13 protein-coding genes are annotated in these 16,859 nt (G+C 66.7%); 8 read left to right on the top strand and 5 right to left on the bottom strand.

Annotated elements, in window-relative coordinates:
- Positions 1-624: 624 nt before the first annotated feature.
- The 5 genes from B5F73_RS00575 to B5F73_RS00595 form a co-directional block, all read right to left on the bottom strand.
- On the bottom strand, positions 625-2,556 hold the full coding sequence (locus tag B5F73_RS00575; protein ID WP_087224868.1) for an ABC transporter ATP-binding protein: 1,932 nt from the start codon (positions 2,554-2,556) through the stop codon (positions 625-627).
- Positions 2,546-4,309: an ABC transporter ATP-binding protein gene (locus B5F73_RS00580; protein WP_239379766.1), complete on the bottom strand. Its 1,764-nt coding sequence runs from the start codon at positions 4,307-4,309 to the stop codon at positions 2,546-2,548. The genes B5F73_RS00575 and B5F73_RS00580 overlap by 11 nt, the downstream gene beginning before the upstream one ends.
- 65 nt (positions 4,310-4,374) lie before the next feature.
- The gene (locus B5F73_RS00585) at positions 4,375-4,842 is read right to left on the bottom strand and encodes a MarR family transcriptional regulator (protein WP_087224871.1); all 468 of its coding nucleotides are present in this window, start codon (positions 4,840-4,842) and stop codon (positions 4,375-4,377) included.
- Positions 4,843-5,390: 548 nt separating this feature from the next.
- Positions 5,391-7,415: an ABC transporter ATP-binding protein gene (locus B5F73_RS00590; protein WP_087224874.1), complete on the bottom strand. Its 2,025-nt coding sequence runs from the start codon at positions 7,413-7,415 to the stop codon at positions 5,391-5,393.
- Positions 7,405-9,246 (bottom strand): ABC transporter ATP-binding protein, encoded by a 1,842-nt coding sequence (locus B5F73_RS00595; RefSeq protein ID WP_087224877.1) that lies wholly within the window; start codon positions 9,244-9,246, stop codon positions 7,405-7,407. The genes B5F73_RS00590 and B5F73_RS00595 overlap by 11 nt, the downstream gene beginning before the upstream one ends.
- A gap of 356 nt (positions 9,247-9,602) precedes the next feature.
- Here B5F73_RS00595 and B5F73_RS00600 point away from each other — a divergent pair, with 356 nt between their 5' ends.
- From B5F73_RS00600 to B5F73_RS00635, 8 genes are all read left to right on the top strand, one after another.
- Complete coding sequence (locus tag B5F73_RS00600) at positions 9,603-10,556, top strand: phosphate ABC transporter substrate-binding protein (RefSeq protein WP_087224880.1); 954 nt, start codon at positions 9,603-9,605, stop codon at positions 10,554-10,556.
- A 79-nt stretch (positions 10,557-10,635) separates the two neighbouring features.
- A complete protein-coding gene (pstC, locus tag B5F73_RS00605) occupies positions 10,636-11,535 on the top strand; it encodes a phosphate ABC transporter permease subunit PstC (RefSeq protein ID WP_087224884.1) in 900 nt (299 codons plus the stop codon).
- Positions 11,528-12,439: a phosphate ABC transporter permease PstA gene (gene pstA / locus B5F73_RS00610; protein WP_087224887.1), complete on the top strand. Its 912-nt coding sequence runs from the start codon at positions 11,528-11,530 to the stop codon at positions 12,437-12,439. The genes pstC and pstA overlap by 8 nt, the downstream gene beginning before the upstream one ends.
- The gene (locus tag B5F73_RS00615; protein WP_087224890.1) at positions 12,436-13,245 is read left to right on the top strand and encodes a phosphate ABC transporter ATP-binding protein; all 810 of its coding nucleotides are present in this window, start codon (positions 12,436-12,438) and stop codon (positions 13,243-13,245) included. The genes pstA and B5F73_RS00615 overlap by 4 nt, the downstream gene beginning before the upstream one ends.
- Positions 13,246-13,255: 10 nt before the next feature.
- Positions 13,256-14,050 carry a phosphate ABC transporter ATP-binding protein PstB gene (gene pstB / locus B5F73_RS00620; protein ID WP_087224893.1) on the top strand — a complete coding sequence of 265 codons (795 nt, stop codon included), beginning with the start codon at positions 13,256-13,258 and terminating at the stop codon, positions 14,048-14,050.
- A complete protein-coding gene (gene phoU / locus B5F73_RS00625) occupies positions 14,050-14,733 on the top strand; it encodes a phosphate signaling complex protein PhoU (protein WP_087224896.1) in 684 nt (227 codons plus the stop codon). Before pstB ends, phoU begins: the two co-directional genes overlap by 1 nt.
- Before the next feature lie 38 nt (positions 14,734-14,771).
- Positions 14,772-15,452, top strand: coding sequence for a response regulator transcription factor (locus B5F73_RS00630; RefSeq protein ID WP_087224899.1), 681 nt, complete (start codon positions 14,772-14,774; stop codon positions 15,450-15,452).
- 12 nt (positions 15,453-15,464) lie between these two features.
- Positions 15,465-16,856 (top strand): ATP-binding protein, encoded by a 1,392-nt coding sequence (locus tag B5F73_RS00635; RefSeq protein WP_087224902.1) that lies wholly within the window; start codon positions 15,465-15,467, stop codon positions 16,854-16,856.
- The last annotated feature ends 3 nt before the right edge of the window (positions 16,857-16,859 follow it).

The raw sequence follows: 16,859 nt of genomic DNA on the forward strand, positions 1-16,859 counted from the left end.
ATGTTGTTCCGTAAACTGACGGCGGTCTTCCGGCTGTCTTTCAGGGCGGGGCATCTTCCCAGCATTTTGCGATTGTCCCACAGCGCGCGCGACGCTTCGTCAGGGTGCTCGAGAGCGCGTTCGGCGGGGGAGACGGCTCCGTTCGCAGGACGGGCGAAAGCACCGTGGCCCGCACTGGCTTGGGCTGGCGCCTGCCAACCTTAGACGGTTCTTGTCGCCCGGCGAGAAGAACGATCCGGGAATCGCCGCCCTTGTCGCGTGGGCGTCTAGGAACTCGCGCCCTTGGCATCGCACGGCCTAGGAAAAGCCGCCGTTGTCTGTCGCCCTTCTATGAATCGCTGCCCTTGTCCGCGGGCGATCGAGGAAATCGCGCCCTTGCCACGTACTCGTCTAGGAAATCGCGTCCTTGTACGGGAGGGGGCCGTCGAGCGCGGACAAGGGCCGGGATTTCCGGAACGCCGGGCGACAAGGGCCGGGATTCCTAGAAGCGCGGGCGACAAGGGCGGGGATTCTCGGAGCGGCGGCGGACAAGGGCGGGGATTCCCGGAACCGCGCGACATGAGAGGGCACCCCGTCCGCGGGGTGCGGGCGGGGCGCCGGGGGAGGACGCGTTCTTGTCGCTCGCTACTCGAGCTCGAAGGCGCCGGTGTAGAGCTGGTAGTACGTGCCCTTCTTGGCGATCAGCTCGTCGTGGGTGCCGCGCTCGATGATGCGGCCGTGGTCCAGGACGATGATGACGTCGGAGTTGCGGACGGTGCTCAGGCGGTGCGCGATCACGAACGTGGTGCGCCCGGTCATGAGCGCGTCCATGCCGCGCTGCACGATGGCCTCGGTGCGCGTGTCGATCGAGGACGTGGCCTCGTCAAGCACCATGACCGGCGGGTCCGCCACCGCGGCGCGCGCGATCGAGAGCAGCTGGCGCTGGCCTTGGCTCAGCGCGGCGCCGTTGTCGGTGAGCATCGTGTCGTAGCCGTCGGGCAGACGCCGCACGAAGTCGTCGGCGCCGGCCAGGCGCGCGGCGGCGATGCACTCCTCGTCCGTCGCGTCGAGGCGACCGTAGCGGATGTTGTCCATGACCGTGCCCGTGAACAGGTTCACGTCCTGCAGGACGACGCCCAGGGACCGCCTCAGGTCCGGCTTCTTGATCTTGTTGATGTTGATGCCGTCGTAGCGGATCTTGCCGTCGGCGATGTCGTAGAAGCGGTTCAGCAGGTTCGTGATCGTGGTCTTGCCCGCGCCGGTGGCGCCCACGAAGGCGACCTTCTGGCCGGGCTTGGCGTAGAGCGAGACGTTGTGGAGCACGGTGTGGCCCGGCTCGTAGGCAAAGTCCACGTCGAAGAGGCGCACGTCGCCGGCGAGCGGGGTGTAGGTCACGCTGCCGTCGGCCTGGTGCGGGTGGCGCCACGCCCACTGGCCGGCCCAGTCGTGCGCCCGGCGGTCGCACTCGCGGACGGTGCCGTCGCGGTCGATCGTGCAGGCCACGAGCTCGACGTAGCCCTCGTCCTCCTCGATGGGCTCGTCGAGCAGCTCGAAGATGCGCTCGGCGCCGGCCAGGCCCATGACGACGGAGTTCACCTGGTTGGAGATCTGCCCGATCTGGTTGGCGAACTGCTTGGTCATGTTGAGGAACGGCACCGCCACGGCGATCGAGAGCGGAAGCCCAGAGATCGACGGGTTGGGGATGCCCGTCACGAGGAAGACGCCGCTCGCCACGGCAACGACCACGTAGAGCAGGTTGCCCATGTTCATGAGGATCGGCATGAGCGTGTTGGCGTAGGAGTTCGCCGCGCGCGCCGCGGCCTCGAGCTCGTCGTTCAGCTCGTCGAAGGCGGCCTCGGTCTGGCGCTCGTGACAGAAGACCTTGACGACCTTCTCGCCGTTCATGACCTCCTCGACGTGGCCCTCGACGGTGGCGACGGCGCGCTGCGTCCGCAGGAAGTTCTTCGCGGACCGCCCGGCGAGCGTCTTGGCGAGAAGGGCCATCACCGCGGCGCCGCCCACCACGACGAGCGTCAGCGGCAGGCTGTAGTAGACCATGATGCAGCCCACGGAGATCAGCATGAGCATCGTCAGGAAGAGCTGCGGCAGCGACTGCGCGATCATCTGGCGCAGCGCGTCGACGTCGTTGGTGTAGTAGCTCATGACGTCGCCGTGCGGGTGCGTGTCAAAGTAGCGGATCGGCAGGTCCTGCATGTGGTCGAACATCAGGCAGCGGAACTTCTTGAGCGCGCCCTGGGTGAGGATGGCCATGAGCTGCTGCCACACGGCGTTGCAGATCAGGCTCAGGAGGTACATGAGGGCGAGGATCGCGGCGTTCTTGAACACCTGCGGCTGGGCGGCGGCCCAGTCGCCGCTCTCCCAGAACTCGCCGACGACGGTGAGGCAGCGCTCCATGAAGATGTTGGGCGTCGCCTGGACGACGCACTGCACGAGGATGCAGACCAGGACGGTCGGCAGCATCACGGGGTAGAACTTCCTCAGCATCTTGAGGACGCGCAGCGCCGTGCGCCCGATCGACTTGGGGGCGCGGCCGCGCGCGGTGGGCTTATCGGCCATCCTCGCTCACCTCCAGCTCGTCGAGGTCCTTCTCGTCATGGCTCTGCTTGTTCTGCGAGAGGTAGACCTCGCGGTAGATCGCGTTGCGGCGCAGCAGCTCCTCGTGGGTGCCCACGTCGTTGATGCGGCCGGATTCCATGACCACGATTCGGTCGGCGTCCTCCACGCTGGAGGTGCGCTGCGCGATGATGATCTTGGTCGTCTCGGGCAGGTAGCTCCTGAAGCCCTCGCGGATGAGCTTGTCCGTCTTGGTGTCGACGGCGCTCGTGGAGTCGTCGAGGATGAGGATCTTCGGGCTCTTGAGCAGGGCGCGCGCGATGCACAGGCGCTGCTTCTGGCCGCCGGAGACGTTGGTGCCGCCCTGCTCGATGTGGGTGTCGTACTTGTCGGGGAAGGTCTGGACGAACTCGTCGGCCTGAGCCAGGCGCGCGGCCTCGACGATCTCCTCGTCGGTGGCATCCTGCTTGCCCCAGCGCAGGTTGTCCTTGATGGTGCCCGAGAAGAGCACGTTCTTCTGGAGCACCATCGCCACGGCGTTGCGCAGCGTGTCGAGGTCGTAGTCGCGCACGTCGACGCCGCCCACGCGCACGGTGCCCTCGGTGACGTCGTAGAGGCGCGGGATGAGCTGGACGAGCGTGGACTTGGCCGAGCCCGTCGAGCCGATCACGCCGATGACCTCGCCGCTCTTGATGTGCAGGTCGACGTCGCGCAGGGCCTCGTGGTCCTTGTCGCCCTTGTAGGAGAAGCCCACGTGGTCGAAGTCGATCGAGCCGTCCGCGACCTCGAGCACGGGGTCCTCGGGCTGCTCGATCGTGGTCTTGGCGTCGAGCACCTCGAAGATGCGGCGCGCGTTCTCCTCGCTCATGACGACCATGGCGAAGATCATCGAGAGCATCATGAGGCTCATGAGCATCATGAAGCCGTAGGTGATGAGCGACGAGAACTGGCCCACGTCCAGAAGCTCGCCGCGCGTGGAGACGATGGCGTAGGAGCCCACGTAGATCACGAACACCATGACGGTGTAGACGCAGAAGTTCATGATCGGCGCGTTGAGGGCGAGGATGCGCTCGGCATGCGTGAAGTCGCGCTGGACCTCGCTGGCGGCCGCGTCGTAGCGCTGCTTCTCGTAGTCCTCGCGGACGTAGCTCTTGACCACGCGGATGCCGGAGAGGTTCTCCTCGGCGCGCTCGTTCAGGGCGTCGTACTTGCGGAAGATGCGGCGGAAGATGGGCGTGACCTTGCGCACCACGGCGAGAAGGGCCACGGCCAGCACCGGGATCACCACGACGAAGACCACGGCGAGCCAGCCCGCCATCGTGTAGGCGGCGATGAAGGCGCCGACGAGCATGAACGGCGAGCGGATGGCGGTGCGGATGAGCATCATGTAGGCCATCTGCACGTTCATGACGTCGGTGGTGAGGCGCGTCACGAGCGAGGAGCTGGAGAAGCGGTCGATCACTGCGAAGGAGAACGTCTGGATGTTGTAGAACATGTCCTTGCGGAGGTTCTTGGCAAAGCCGACCGACGCCTTCGCGCAGGTGAGGCCCGCCGCCGCGCCAAAGGCGAGCGAGATGAGGGCCATGAGGGCGAGAAGGCCTCCCGTGGAGAGGATCTCCGAGAGGTCGGCGCCGGCCTTGATCGCGTCGATGAGGTCGGCGGTGAGAAGCGGTATCAGCACCTCGAAGACGACCTCGCCCAGGACGAGCAGGGGAGTGGCGATAGCGGCGCCCTTGTACTGGCGGATGCTCCCCATGAGGCGGTGCATGATCTGAGGGTAGGTCATGTGCGCGGCGGTCTTCTCGAACTGCTGGTCCGCGGCTAGCTCCTGCTGCATGCGGCCTCCTCTCGCTTGCTGGCCTCGATCTCCTCCCAGCGCTCGGCCACGCGGTCGAGCGTCTCGAGGAGACGGTCCTTCTCGGCGGGCGTCAGGAAGTCAAAGGCGAGCTGCTCGAACTCCCGGCGGCTCTCGATGAAGGCGCGGGCGCGGCGCGTGCCCTCGTCGGTCAGCGTGAGGGTGAGCTGGCGGCGGTCGGTCTCGGAGCGCTCGCGCAGGATCAACCCCTCCGTCTCGAGCTTGGTCACGACCTCGGAGAGCGAGGCGGACGTGATGCACGACGCCTCCTGGAGGTCTCGCTGGGTCATGCGCCCGTCATGGGCGAGCAGCTCCACGAGGATGTGCTGCTTGCCGTTGCGGCCGCCCCAGTGCGTGTGAAGGTAGTAGCCAAAGTACCCGAGCCTGCGGAGAATCTGCAGCTCGGTGCCTGGCTGTGTGTCCGGTTCGCACACGGTTGCTTCCTTTCTCGTTCGTTGGGCACCCACAACTCTGCGACGCTGACAAGAGAATGTCAAGGTACCATGCGATATTTACATGGTACCTTGCGATATCCTGAGAAGGACCTGTTCTTGTCGCCTCTTGCCTAGAGACGCGGGCCCTTGTCGCCCCGGTCCCGGGAATCGCCGCCCTTGTCCGCGCGCGATCTAGAAAACGCCGCCCTTGTCGCCCCAGCCCCCAGAAATCGCCGCCCTTGTCTGCCGCCTTTCTAAGAACTGCCGCCCTTGTCACGCGGACGTCTAGGAACTCGCGTCCTTGTACGGGGGAGAAGCGTCGGGTGCGGACAAGGGCCGGGATTCTCGGAACGGTTGCGGACAAGGGCCGGGATTTCCGGAGCACTTGCGGACAAGGGCGGCGATTTCTGGATTGCGTGCGGACAAGGGCGGAGTTTCCTGGAGCGCTGGCGGACAAGGGCGGGGATCGCGGATTGCGCGATATGAGAGGGCGCCCCGTCCGCGGGGTGCGGGCGGGGCGCCGGGGGAGGACGCGTTCTTGTCGCTCGCTACTCGAGCTCGAAGGCGCCGGTGTAGAGCTGGTAGTACGTGCCTTTCTTGGCGATCAGCTCGTCGTGGGTGCCGCGCTCGATGATGCGGCCGTGGTCCAGGACGATGATCGCGTCGGAGTTGCGCACCGTGGAGAGGCGGTGTGCGATCACGAACGTGGTGCGACCGGTCATGAGCGCGTCCATGCCGCGCTGGACGATCTCCTCGGTGTGGGTGTCGATCGAGGACGTTGCCTCGTCGAGGATCATCACTGGCGGGTCTGCGACGGCGCAGCGCGCGATTGAGAGCAGCTGGCGCTGGCCCTGCGACAGGTTGGAGCCGTTGTCGGTCAGCATGGTGTTGTAGCCCTCGGGCAGGCGCTTGATGAAGCCGTCGGCGCCCACCAGGCGCGCCGCCGCCATGCACTCCTCGTCGGAGGCGTCGAGCCGGCCAAAGCGGATGTTGTCCATGACGGTGCCCGTGAACAGGTTCACGTCCTGGAGCACCACGCCGAGCGAGCGGCGCAGGTCCGGCTTCTTGATCTTGTTGATGTTGATGCCGTCGTAGCGGATCTTGCCGTCGGCGATGTCGTAGAAGCGGTTGATGAGGTTGGTAATCGTGGTCTTGCCCGCGCCGGTGGCGCCGACGAAGGCGACCTTCTGGCCGGGCTTTGCCCAGACGCTCACGTCGTGCAGGACCGTGTGGCCCGGGCGGTAGGCAAAGTCCACGTCGAAGAGGCGCACGTCGCCGGCGAGCGGGGTGTAGGTGAGCGAGCCGTCGCCGTGCGGGTGGCGCCACGCCCACTGGCCGGCCCAGTCGTGCGCGCGGCGGTCGCACTCGCGGACGTTGCCGTCGCGGTCGATCGTGCAGGCCACGAGCTCGACGTAGCCCTCGTCGTGCTCGACCGGCTCGTCCATGAGCTCGAAGATGCGCTCGGCGCCGGCGAGGCCCATGACGACGGAGTTGATCTGCTGGGAGATCTGGCCGATCTGGCCGGCGAACTGCTTGGTCATGTTGAGGAACGGCACCGTGACGGCAATCGAGAAGGGCAGGCCCGAGATGGAGAGGTTGGGCACGCCGGTCTCGATGAACACACCGCCCACCAGCGCCACGATGACGTAGATCAGGTTGCCGAGGTTCATGAGGATCGGGCCGAGCGTGTTGGTGTACATGTTCGCGGCGCGGCTCGCCTCGAAGAGGCGGCGGTTGCGCACGTCGAAGTCCTCCTGCGCGGCATCCTCGTGGCAGAAGACCTTGACCACGCGCTGGCCGTTCATGACCTCCTCGACGTGGCCCTCGACGATGCCGATCTCCTTCTGCTGCGCCACGAAGTTGCGTGCGGAGCGCCCGCCGAGCTGCTTGGTCATGTAGGCCATGAAGAGCACGCCCGCCACGACGACGAGGCACATCCACACGCTGTAGTAGACCATGACGGAGATGACCGAGACGCAGGTGACGAACGTCAGCGTGATGTTGGGCAGCGACTGGCCGATCATCTGGCGCAGGGCGTCGATGTCGTTGGTGTAGTGGCTCATGATGTCGCCGCGCTGGTGCTGGTCAAAGTAGCTGATCGGCAGGTCCTGCATGTGGCCAAAGAGCTGCTCGCGGAACTTCTCGAGCGAGCCCTGCGTGATGATCGCCATCGCGCGGGTCCAGGTGAAGTTGAGGACGAGCGAGACCACGTAGATGCCGACGAGCGTGAGCACGAGCGAGCCCACCTGGCCGGCGACGGACTCCCAGTCGCCGCTCTCCCAGTTGGCGGTCACGATCTCGAGCGTCCGCTGCATGAACGTGGCGGGCAGGGCCGAGAGCACGGCGGAGACCACGATGCAGAGGATGACGAGGGGCAGCATCTTGGGATAGAACGAGAAGAGCGTCCTGATGAGGCGTCCGAGCGTCTTGCCGCGCCCGCCGCGGCGGCGCTGCTGCGGCACCTGGCGGCCGGCGACGTTCTGGCGCTCCGGCTCGCGCTCGGGCTCGGTCGGCTGGTTGGAGCCGGTGACGTTCTTGAGGATGCTCTCGGCGGAGTTGTTCCTAGCGGCCATCGGCCTCACCTCCCTCCACGGACGGTGCGTCCGCGGGCGCGTCGTCCTTCTCGGCCTCCTGGCTCGTGCGGCTCTGCGCGAGGTAGGTGTCGCGGTAGAACGGGCAGCTCTCGAGGAGCTCCTCGTGGGTGCCGAGCCCGGCGATGTGGCCGTTGTCCAGCACGAGGATGCGATCGGCGTCCTGCACCGAGCTCACGCGCTGGGCGATGATGATCTTGGTGGCCTCGGGCAGGTAGGTCTTGAGGCCCTCGCGGATCAGCGCGTCGGTCTTGGTGTCCACCGCCGAGGTGGAGTCGTCCAGGATCAGGACCTTGGGGTGCTTGAGCAGGGCTCGCGCGATGCACAGGCGCTGCTTCTGACCGCCGGAGACGTTGGTGCCGCCCTGCTCGATGTAGTAGTCGTACTGCTTGGGCAGGCCCTGGATGAACTCGTCGGCCTGGGCGAGCTTGCAGACCTCCACGAGCTCGTCGTAGGTGGCGTCTGCGTTGCCCCAGCGCAGGTTCTCCTTGATGGTGCCCGAGAAGAGCACGTTCTTCTGCAACACCACGGCGACGTTGTTGCGCAGGAACTCGAGGTCGTAGTCGCGCACGTCGACGCCGCCGACCTTGACGGAGCCCTCGGTGACGTCGTAGAGGCGGCTGATGAGGTTCACGAGCGAGGTCTTGGCGGAACCGGTGCCGCCCATGATGCCGATCGTCTCGCCGCTCTTGATGTGCAGGTCGATCTCGGCGAGGGCGCGGTGCTCGGCCTTCTCGGAGTACTTGAACGTCACGTTGTCGAAGTCGATCGAGCCGTCTGCCATCTCTGTCTCGGGGTGGGCGGGGTTCTTGATCGTGGGCTCGGTCGTGAGGACCTCGCAGATGCGCTCGGCGCTCTCCTGGGCCATCGTGATCATGGCGAAGACCATCGAGACCATCATGAGCGCCATGAGGATCATGAAGCCGTAGGTGGTCAGTGCCGAGAGCTGGCCGACGTTCAGCAGCGTGCCCTGGCTGGAGATGATGAGGTAGCTGCCAAACTGCAGGGTCACGGCGAAGACCGTGTAGACCGCGAAGTTCATCATCGGCGTGTTGAGCGCGAGGATCTTCTCGGCGCGGGTGAAGTCGGCGCAGACGTCCTGGGCGGCGCGGCCGAACTTCTCCTTCTCGTAGTCCTGGCGCACGTAGCTCTTGACGTCGCGCATGCCGGTGACGTTCTCCTCGATGGACTCGTTGAGGGCGTCGTACTTGTGGAAGACCGAGCGGAAGATCGGGTGCACGGTGCGAACGACCTTGTAGAGGCCAAAGCCCAGGATCGGCACGATGATCACAAAGACCAGGGCGAGCGGGCCGGCCATGATGAACGCCATGACGATGCCCGCGAGCAGAAGGAACGGGCAGCGGATGGCGGTTCGGATGATCATCATGTAGGCGAGCTGGACGTTGGTGATGTCCGTGGTGAGGCGCGTCACCAGCGAGCTCGACGAGAACTGGTCGATGTTGGCGAAGCTGAAGCGCTGCACCGCGGCAAAGACGTCGTGGCGCAGGTTCATCGCCAGGCCGCAGGAGGCCTGGCTGCAGGTGATGCCGGCGCCGATGCCAAAGGCGAGCGACGCGAGCGCCATGAGCACGAGCTGCAGCGCGTAGGGGAGCATGTCGGCGAGCGTGGCGCCGGCCTGGATGGCGTTGATCAGCTGGGCGGTGACGAAGGGGATCGCCACCTCCATCACGACCTCGCCCGAGACGATGATCGGCGTGGCGATCGAGGCCCCCTTGAACTCGCGGATGCTGCCGCCGATGATGCGGGCGATCTCGCGGCCCGTGAGCTCCTTCCCATCTTCTTTCTTCTTCATGTGACTCCTTTCGACAAGGGGTCATTTTGAGGCGCGGCGGGGGAGATTTCAAGGTACCTTGCGATATTCGCTCGGTACCTGACAAACCATCCACAAACGGAGGGCGCGGGAGACGAGAAGGACCTTTGTAAGGGTCCGCCGAACGGTAGAACCCGCAGGTGAGAAGAGTCGGCGAACGGAAGCTTACAATTCGGCGCCGTTTGTAAGGTGCTCTGTAAACCAATTGTAAGGAGCTGTCAGGCCACCGTAATGCATCGCGAATGAGGGGCGAGAAGGACGCGGCGCCTCCTAGGATTCTCGCTGAACCGGTCGAAGCCCCGCGGGGCGTCGGCCACATCCACGGGAAAGGATCGTTCATGTCCAAGCTTGATCTCACGCGTCGTCAGTTCATGGGCGTCTTTGGCGCCACCGCCGCCATCGCCGGCCTCGCCGCCTGCGGCGGCAACACCGCGTCCGACACCACCGCCGAGGGTGACGAGGGCGCCGCCGACGCCGCGCTCGCCGGCTCCATCTCCTGCTCCGGCGCCACCTCCTTCCAGCCGCTCGTCGAGAAGGCCGCCGATGCCTTCATGGAGGCCAACGGCGACGTCTCCATCGCCATCTCCGCCGGCGGCTCCGGCCAGGGCCTCTCGCAGGTCGCCGAGGGCTCCGTCCAGATCGGCCGCTCCGACGTCTTCGCCGAGGAGAAGCTCGAGGCCGACCAGCTCGAGAACCTCGTCGACAACCAGGTCTGCATCGTCGGCATGGGCCCGATCGTGAACGCCAACGTCGACGTCGACGACATCACGACCGACCAGCTCAAGGGCATCTTCCTCGGCCAGATCACCGACTGGTCCGAGGTCGGCGGCACCGCGGGCGCCATCCAGGTCATCCAGCGCGAGGCCGGCTCCGGCACCCGCGCCACCTTCGAGAACGCCGTCCTTGCCGGCGAGACCGCCCCGGACAGCTTCCGCCCGGTCGCCGAGGTAGACTCCTCGGGCACCGTCGTCGAGCAGGTCGCCGCGACCGAGGGCTCCATCTCCTACGTCGCCTTCAACTACATGGAGAACGACGGCATCAAGGCCCTCTCCGTCGATGGCATCGACCCCACGCAGGAGAACGTCGAGAACGGCGACTTCCTGATCTGGGCCTACGAGCACATGTACACCCGCTCCGACGAGGACGAGGCCACCGCGCCCGTGACCAAGGCCTTCATCGAGTTCATGCTCTCCGAGGACTTTGCCGCCACCGTTGTGGAGGAGGGCTTCATCCCCATGGGCGACATGAAGGTCCAGAAGGACGCCGAGGGCAACGTCACCCCGGTCGCCTAACCCAGACCCCAATTCCCTGTTGGCGGCGTCCCCCATGCGCGGGGGCGCCGCCGTCCCCTGACGAGAAAGGCTCTCCCACATGGCACAGCTCATGCCCAAGCGGAGGCTCGAGAACATAGGCCTGGGCATCACCGGCTTCTGCGTCGCGCTCGTCGCCCTTGTCGTCGTCACGCTGATCTTCATGGTGGCCCAGCAGGGCCTCTCCACGTTCTTTGTCGACGGCATGGACCCAATTGCGTTCTTCACCGGCCAGAACTGGATCCCCGAACAGGAGCGCTACGGCGCGCTGCCCATGATCGTGGGCTCCTTCGCCGTGACGCTGCTCTCGACCCTCTTTGCCCTGCCCATCGCCATCGGATCGGCGATCTTTGTCGTGGAGGTCGCGCCCGGCTTTGGCCGCCGCGTCTTCCAACCGGTGATCGAGCTTCTGGTGGGCATCCCCTCGGTCGTCTACGGCGTGCTCGGCCTCTACGTGATCAACTCGCTCGTGAAGGCCATCTTCGGCGACGCCGCGCCCACCGGCGCGGGCATCCTCTCCGGCGCGCTCGTGCTCGCCATCATGATCTTGCCGACGATCACCACGCTCTCGATGGACGCTCTGCGCGCGGTTCCCAACCAGTATCGCGAGGGCTCCTACGCCCTGGGCTGCACGCGCTGGCAGACCACCTGGAACGTGGTCCTCAAGAGCGCCACGCCCTCGCTCATGACGGCGGTCATCCTCGGCATGACGCGTGCCTTCGGCGAGACGCTCGCCGTCCAGATGGTCATCGGCGGCGTCGAGCGCTCCATGCCCACCGGTCTTCTCGACCCGGCCTCCACGCTCACGGCGGCGCTCACGGCCGGCCTCTCCAACGCGGTCTCGGGTTCCGAGTACTACCACGCCCTGTGGACCCTCGGCCTGCTTCTTCTCGTCATGTCACTCGTCTTCATCATGATCATCCACCTCATCGGCCGAAAGGGGGCAAAGGCAAATGGCTAACCGCTCCCTCGACGCGCACGTCGCGCGCATCGACCGTCAGGACAAGATCGCCACGGGCATCCTCACCGTGATCGTGGGCCTGGTCATCCTGCTCGTCGTCTCGATCATCGCCTACATCATCGTCCGCGGCGCCGGCCGCGCGCTCACCCCCGGGTTCCTCACCAACCCCTACAACGACGAGGTGCTCCCCGGCATCCTCTACCAGCTGTGGGACTCGTTCTACCTGCTTCTGGTGACGCTCGTCATCTCGGTGCCCATCTCGCTCGGCGCGGCGATCTTCCTCGTGGAGTACGCGCCCGACAACTGGGTCACCTCCGCGGCCAAGACGGCCATCGAGACGCTCTCGTCGCTGCCCTCGATCGTGGTCGGCATGTTCGGCTCGCTGTTCTTCGTGGTGACGCTCGGCTGGGGAATCTCGATCATCGCCGGCGCCTGCGCCCTCACGATGTTCAACATCCCCATCCTCGTCCGCACCATCCAGCAGGCGCTCGAGGACGTGCCGCGCAGCCAGCGCGACGCAGCGCTCGCGATGGGTCTCACGCGCTGGGAGACCACGCTCAACGTGCTGCTCCCCGCCGCCATGCCTGCGATCGTGACCGGAATCGTGCTCTCTGCGGGCCGCGTCTTCGGCGAGGCCGCCGCGCTGATCTTCACGGCCGGCTCCGCGCCCGCGCGCCTGAACTTTGCGTCCGTCAACTTCCTGAGCCCCACCAACCCCTTCAACATCTTCCGCCCGGCCTGCTCGCTCGCCGTCTACATCTGGCGTCTCACCTCCGAGCCCACGGCCGGCTCCACGGAGATCGTCTGGGGCACGGCCACGATCCTGCTCGCCTGCGTGCTCCTGTTCAACATCCTTGCCCGCCTGCTCGGCAAGTTCCTCTCGAGGAGGCTGACCGCCGAATGACAGACACCACCACCATCCAGGACCAGGCTGCGGGCGAGAAGAACCTCCCGCTGCTGCGCACCAAGGACGTGACGGTCACCTACGACCTCACGCATGAGGCCCTGCACAAGACCTCGCTCGACTTTGAGGGCGGCCAGGTCACGGCGCTCATCGGCCCGTCCGGCTGCGGCAAGTCCACGTTCCTGCGCTGCCTGAACCTCATGAACCGCGAGATCCCCCGCTGCTCGGTGGGCGGCCAGATCCTCTACCACGGCCGCGACATCAACACGCCCAAGGAGAACCTCTTCGAGCTTCGCAAGTCGATCGGCATGGTCTTCCAGCAGCCCACGCCCTTCCGCAAGTCGATCCGCGAGAATATCCTCTTTGCCCCCAAGAAGCACGGGCGCGTGCGGACCAAGGCGGAGGAGGACGAGCTCGTGGAGACGTCGCTGAGGCAGGCGGCGCTCTGGGACGAGGTCAAGGACAAGCTGCGCCAGTCGGCGCACGCCCTCTCCGGCGGCCAGCAGCAGCGCCTGTGCATCGCGCGCACGCTGGCAATGAAGCCGGACGTGGTGCTCTTCGACGAGCCGTGCTCGGCGCTCGACCCGATCTCCACGTTCGCGATCGAGGAGACGATCCGCGACATCGCCGCGAGCGGCATCTGCGAGATCATCGTCACCCACAACATGGAGCAGGCCACGCGCGTCTCGGACCGCACGGCGTTTTTCTACGTGGGCGACATGATCGAGACGGGCACCACGCAGCAGATCTTCTCGGACCCGCACGACCAGCGCCTCGTCGACTACCTGACGGGCCGCTTTGGCTAGGGGGAGGAACATGGACACAGAGCTTAACGAGAGCGTCTACCGCTCCCTGGACGGGGCCGACACCGCCATCAGCATCCGCGACTTCGACCTGTGGTACGGCGACTTCCAGGCCCTCAAGAACATCAGCCTGGAGATCCCGCGCAACCGTGCCACGGCCTTCATCGGCCCCTCGGGCTGCGGCAAGTCCACGCTGCTGCGCACGTTCAACCGCATGTGCGACTTCGTGGAGAGCGTGCGCACCGAGGGCACGATCGAGTTCGACGGCCAGGACATCTTCAAGATGGACGCCAACGCGCTTCGCGTCTACGTGGGCATGGTCTTCCAGCACCCCAACCCGTTCCCGATGAGCATCCGCGAGAACATCCTCTACGGCCCCCGGCGCATGGGACGCCTCACCAAGGACGAGGCCGACGAGATCGTCGAGCGCTGCCTCACGCGCGCCGCGCTCTGGGACGAGGTCAAGGACGACCTGGACAAGAGCGGTCTGGGCCTCTCCGGCGGCCAGCAGCAGCGCCTCTGCATCGCGCGCGCCCTCGCCACCGACCCCGAGGTCCTGCTCATGGACGAGCCCACCTCGGCGCTCGACCCCATCTCCACGAGCATGGTCGAGGAGCTCATGAGCGAGCTCTCCCAGGACCACACCGTGGTCGTCGTGACCCACAACATGCAGCAGGCCGCCCGCGTGGCCGACAAGACCGTCTTCTTCTACCTCGGTGAGCTCATCGAGGAGGCGCCCACCCGCGAGTTCTTCGCCAACCCGCGCGAGCAGCGCACGCAGGAATACCTATCAGGGAGGTTCAGCTAATGTCCGCAGCAGCAACCCGCTCCAAGTTCACCAAGCAGCTCGACGACATCGAGGAGTACCTGAGGCGCCTCACCGAGAAGTGCGCCTCCGACGTGCGCGCCGCGGGCCTCGCCGCCACGGGCGACAAGGGCGCCGCCGAGGGCGTCATGTCCGGGCGCAAGAACGAGGACCGTCTCCGCAACGCGATCGAGGAGAACTGCCTTGACGTGATGCTGCTCCAGCAGCCGCTCATCGGCGAGGACCTGCGCTTCGTCTCGGGCGCGTTCCGCATCGTCTCCGACCTCACGCACATCGACGGCATGACGCGCGACATCGCCTTCCTCGTGGAGGAGATCCCGGCCAAGGCGGCAAAGAAGCTCACCGCCGAGTTCACCGAGATGTCCGAGTGCGCGGCCGCCATGGTCGAGCAGGCCGGCGCCGCCTTCGCCGCATCCGACGTGGAGGGTGCTCAGCGCGTCGTCGAGGAGGACAACCGCGTCAACGAGCTTTATGATGAGGTGGAGGGCAAGCTCGTGGAGCTGATCCGCGCCGGCAAGTCCTCCGCGCAGTACCTGCCCGAGCTCCTCATGGTGGCCAAGTACTTCGAGCGCATCGGCGACCTCGCCAAGCGCGTGGCCGCCTGGGCGATCTTCCGCGTCACGGGCGAGCACGTGGTGGCCGAGAAGGCGAGCCAGCAGCGCTAGGGTTTCGCGCGTCGAGAGCAGAAGTGGGGAGAGAAGCGTTGGTCTACTACGTCGAGGACGACAAGAACATCCGCGAGCTCACGGTCTATGCGCTCAGCCAGGGCGGCATCGAGGCCCGGGGCTGCGCCGACGACGCGGAGTTCCGCCGCGCCTGCGCGGAGCGCACCCCCGACGCCGTCCTTCTCGACATCATGCTCCCCGACGCCGACGGGCTGGAGATCCTGGCCCGCCTGCGTCGCACCCCCGGCCTCAAGAACGTGCCCGTCATGATGCTCACGGCCAAGGACACCGAGCTCGACACCGTGCGCGCCCTGGACGGAGGCGCCGACGACTACCTCTCCAAGCCCTTCGGCATGATGGAGGTCGTGAGCCGCACGCGCGCGCTTTTGCGCCGCGCCGGCCGCGAGCACGCGGCGGCCGAGAAGCCCGTCTCCCTGATGTGCGGCGACGTGACGCTGTGGCCCGACCGCCGCGAGGTCAGCGTGGGCGGCCGCGAGGTGCAGCTCACGATGCGCGAGTTCGACCTGCTGGAGTTCCTCATGCGCTCGCCCGGCGTGGTCTTCTCGCGCGAGACGTTGCTCCAGCGCGTGTGGGGCTGGGACTTCGACGGCGGGTCGCGCACCGTGGACGTGCACGTTCAACAGGTCCGCGCCAAGCTCGGGGACAGCTCCGACCTGATCGAGACCGTACGCGGCGTGGGGTATCGCGTCCGCGGCTAGACGGGAGGCAGCGTGGTCAGACAGCCGGGGGCCAAGGGCTCGCTCTCGCACCGCATGTTCGTCGCGCTCGTCGTGGCGTGCACGAGCGTGGCGGTGGTCGTGACCGTGGTCGCCTCCCTCATCTACCAGAGCGCCTTCCTCGCCGACGAGCACACCCAGCTCGCCGGCGAGTGTCGTACCATCGCGTCTCTGCTCAACCTCGCCGACGACGACCCGGCCGTCCTCTCCGAGCTCGACCTCGGCGACATCCGCGCCACGCTGATCGACCCCGACGGCACCGTCACCTACGACAGCCTGGCGCCGGCCGACGAGCTGCCCAACCACGGCGACCGTCCCGAGGTGGCCGACGCGCTCGCCGAGGGCTCGGGGTCCTCCGAGCGCGCGAGCGACACAGCCGGCTACATGAGCCTCTACGAGGCGGAGCGCCTGGAGTCCGGGCAGGTCGTGCGCCTGTCGGTCGACCGCGCCGGGGTCGTGGCGTTCCTCTTCCAGGACCTGGTCCTTCTCGCCCTGTTCGCCGTGGTGCTGGTGGGGGCGAGCTGGCTCGTCTCGCGCCGGCTGTCGCGTCGCTTCGTCCAGCCGATCCTCGAGATCGATCCGTCCTCGGGCGACGGCGTGGCCCCCTACGTGGAGCTCGACCCGCTGGTGAGCCGCCTGAACGAGCAGCACGGCCAGCTCATGCACCGCATGGAGCAGATCCAGGACGCCGCCGACCTGCGCCGCGAGTTCACCGCCAACGTGACGCACGAGCTCAAGACGCCCATCGCCTCGATCTCGGGCGCGGCCGAGCTCATCCGCGACGGCATCGCCAAGCCCGAGGACGTCCCCGGCTTCGCGGGGCGCATCTACGACGACGCGCGCCGGCTCTCGAGCCTGGTGAGCGACATCCTCACCCTCTCCAAGCTCGACGAGTCCGAGCGCGCGGGCTCCCAGGAGCTCTTCGGCCCGTCCGAGAGCGTGAACCTGCTCGCCGTGGCGCGCGACGTGGCCGACCGCCTGGCGCCCAAGGCGCGCGCGGCGGGGGTCGACGTCTCCGTCGAGGGCGTCTCGATGATGGTGCGCGGCAACGCGCGCCTGCTCGACGAGCTCGTGAGCAACCTCTGCGACAACGCGATCCGCTACAACCGGCCGGGCGGCAAGGTCTTCGTGTGGGTGCTGCCGGGCGAGGGCGGCGGGGCGCGCCTGCGCGTGTCCGACACGGGCATCGGCATCCCCGAGGCGTCGCAGGACAAGGTCTTCGAGCGCTTCTACCGCGTGGACAAGGGCCGCAGCCGCGACATGGGCGGGACCGGCCTGGGTCTCGCGATCGTCAAGCACGCCGCCGCCTACCACGGCGCCCAGATCGCGCTGGAGAGCACGGTCGACAAGGGCACCACGATCATCGTGACGTTCCCGCGCGCGTAGCGG

It is taken from the genome of Olsenella sp. An270 (assembly GCF_002159735.1).
Lineage (GTDB): Bacteria > Actinomycetota > Coriobacteriia > Coriobacteriales > Atopobiaceae > Thermophilibacter.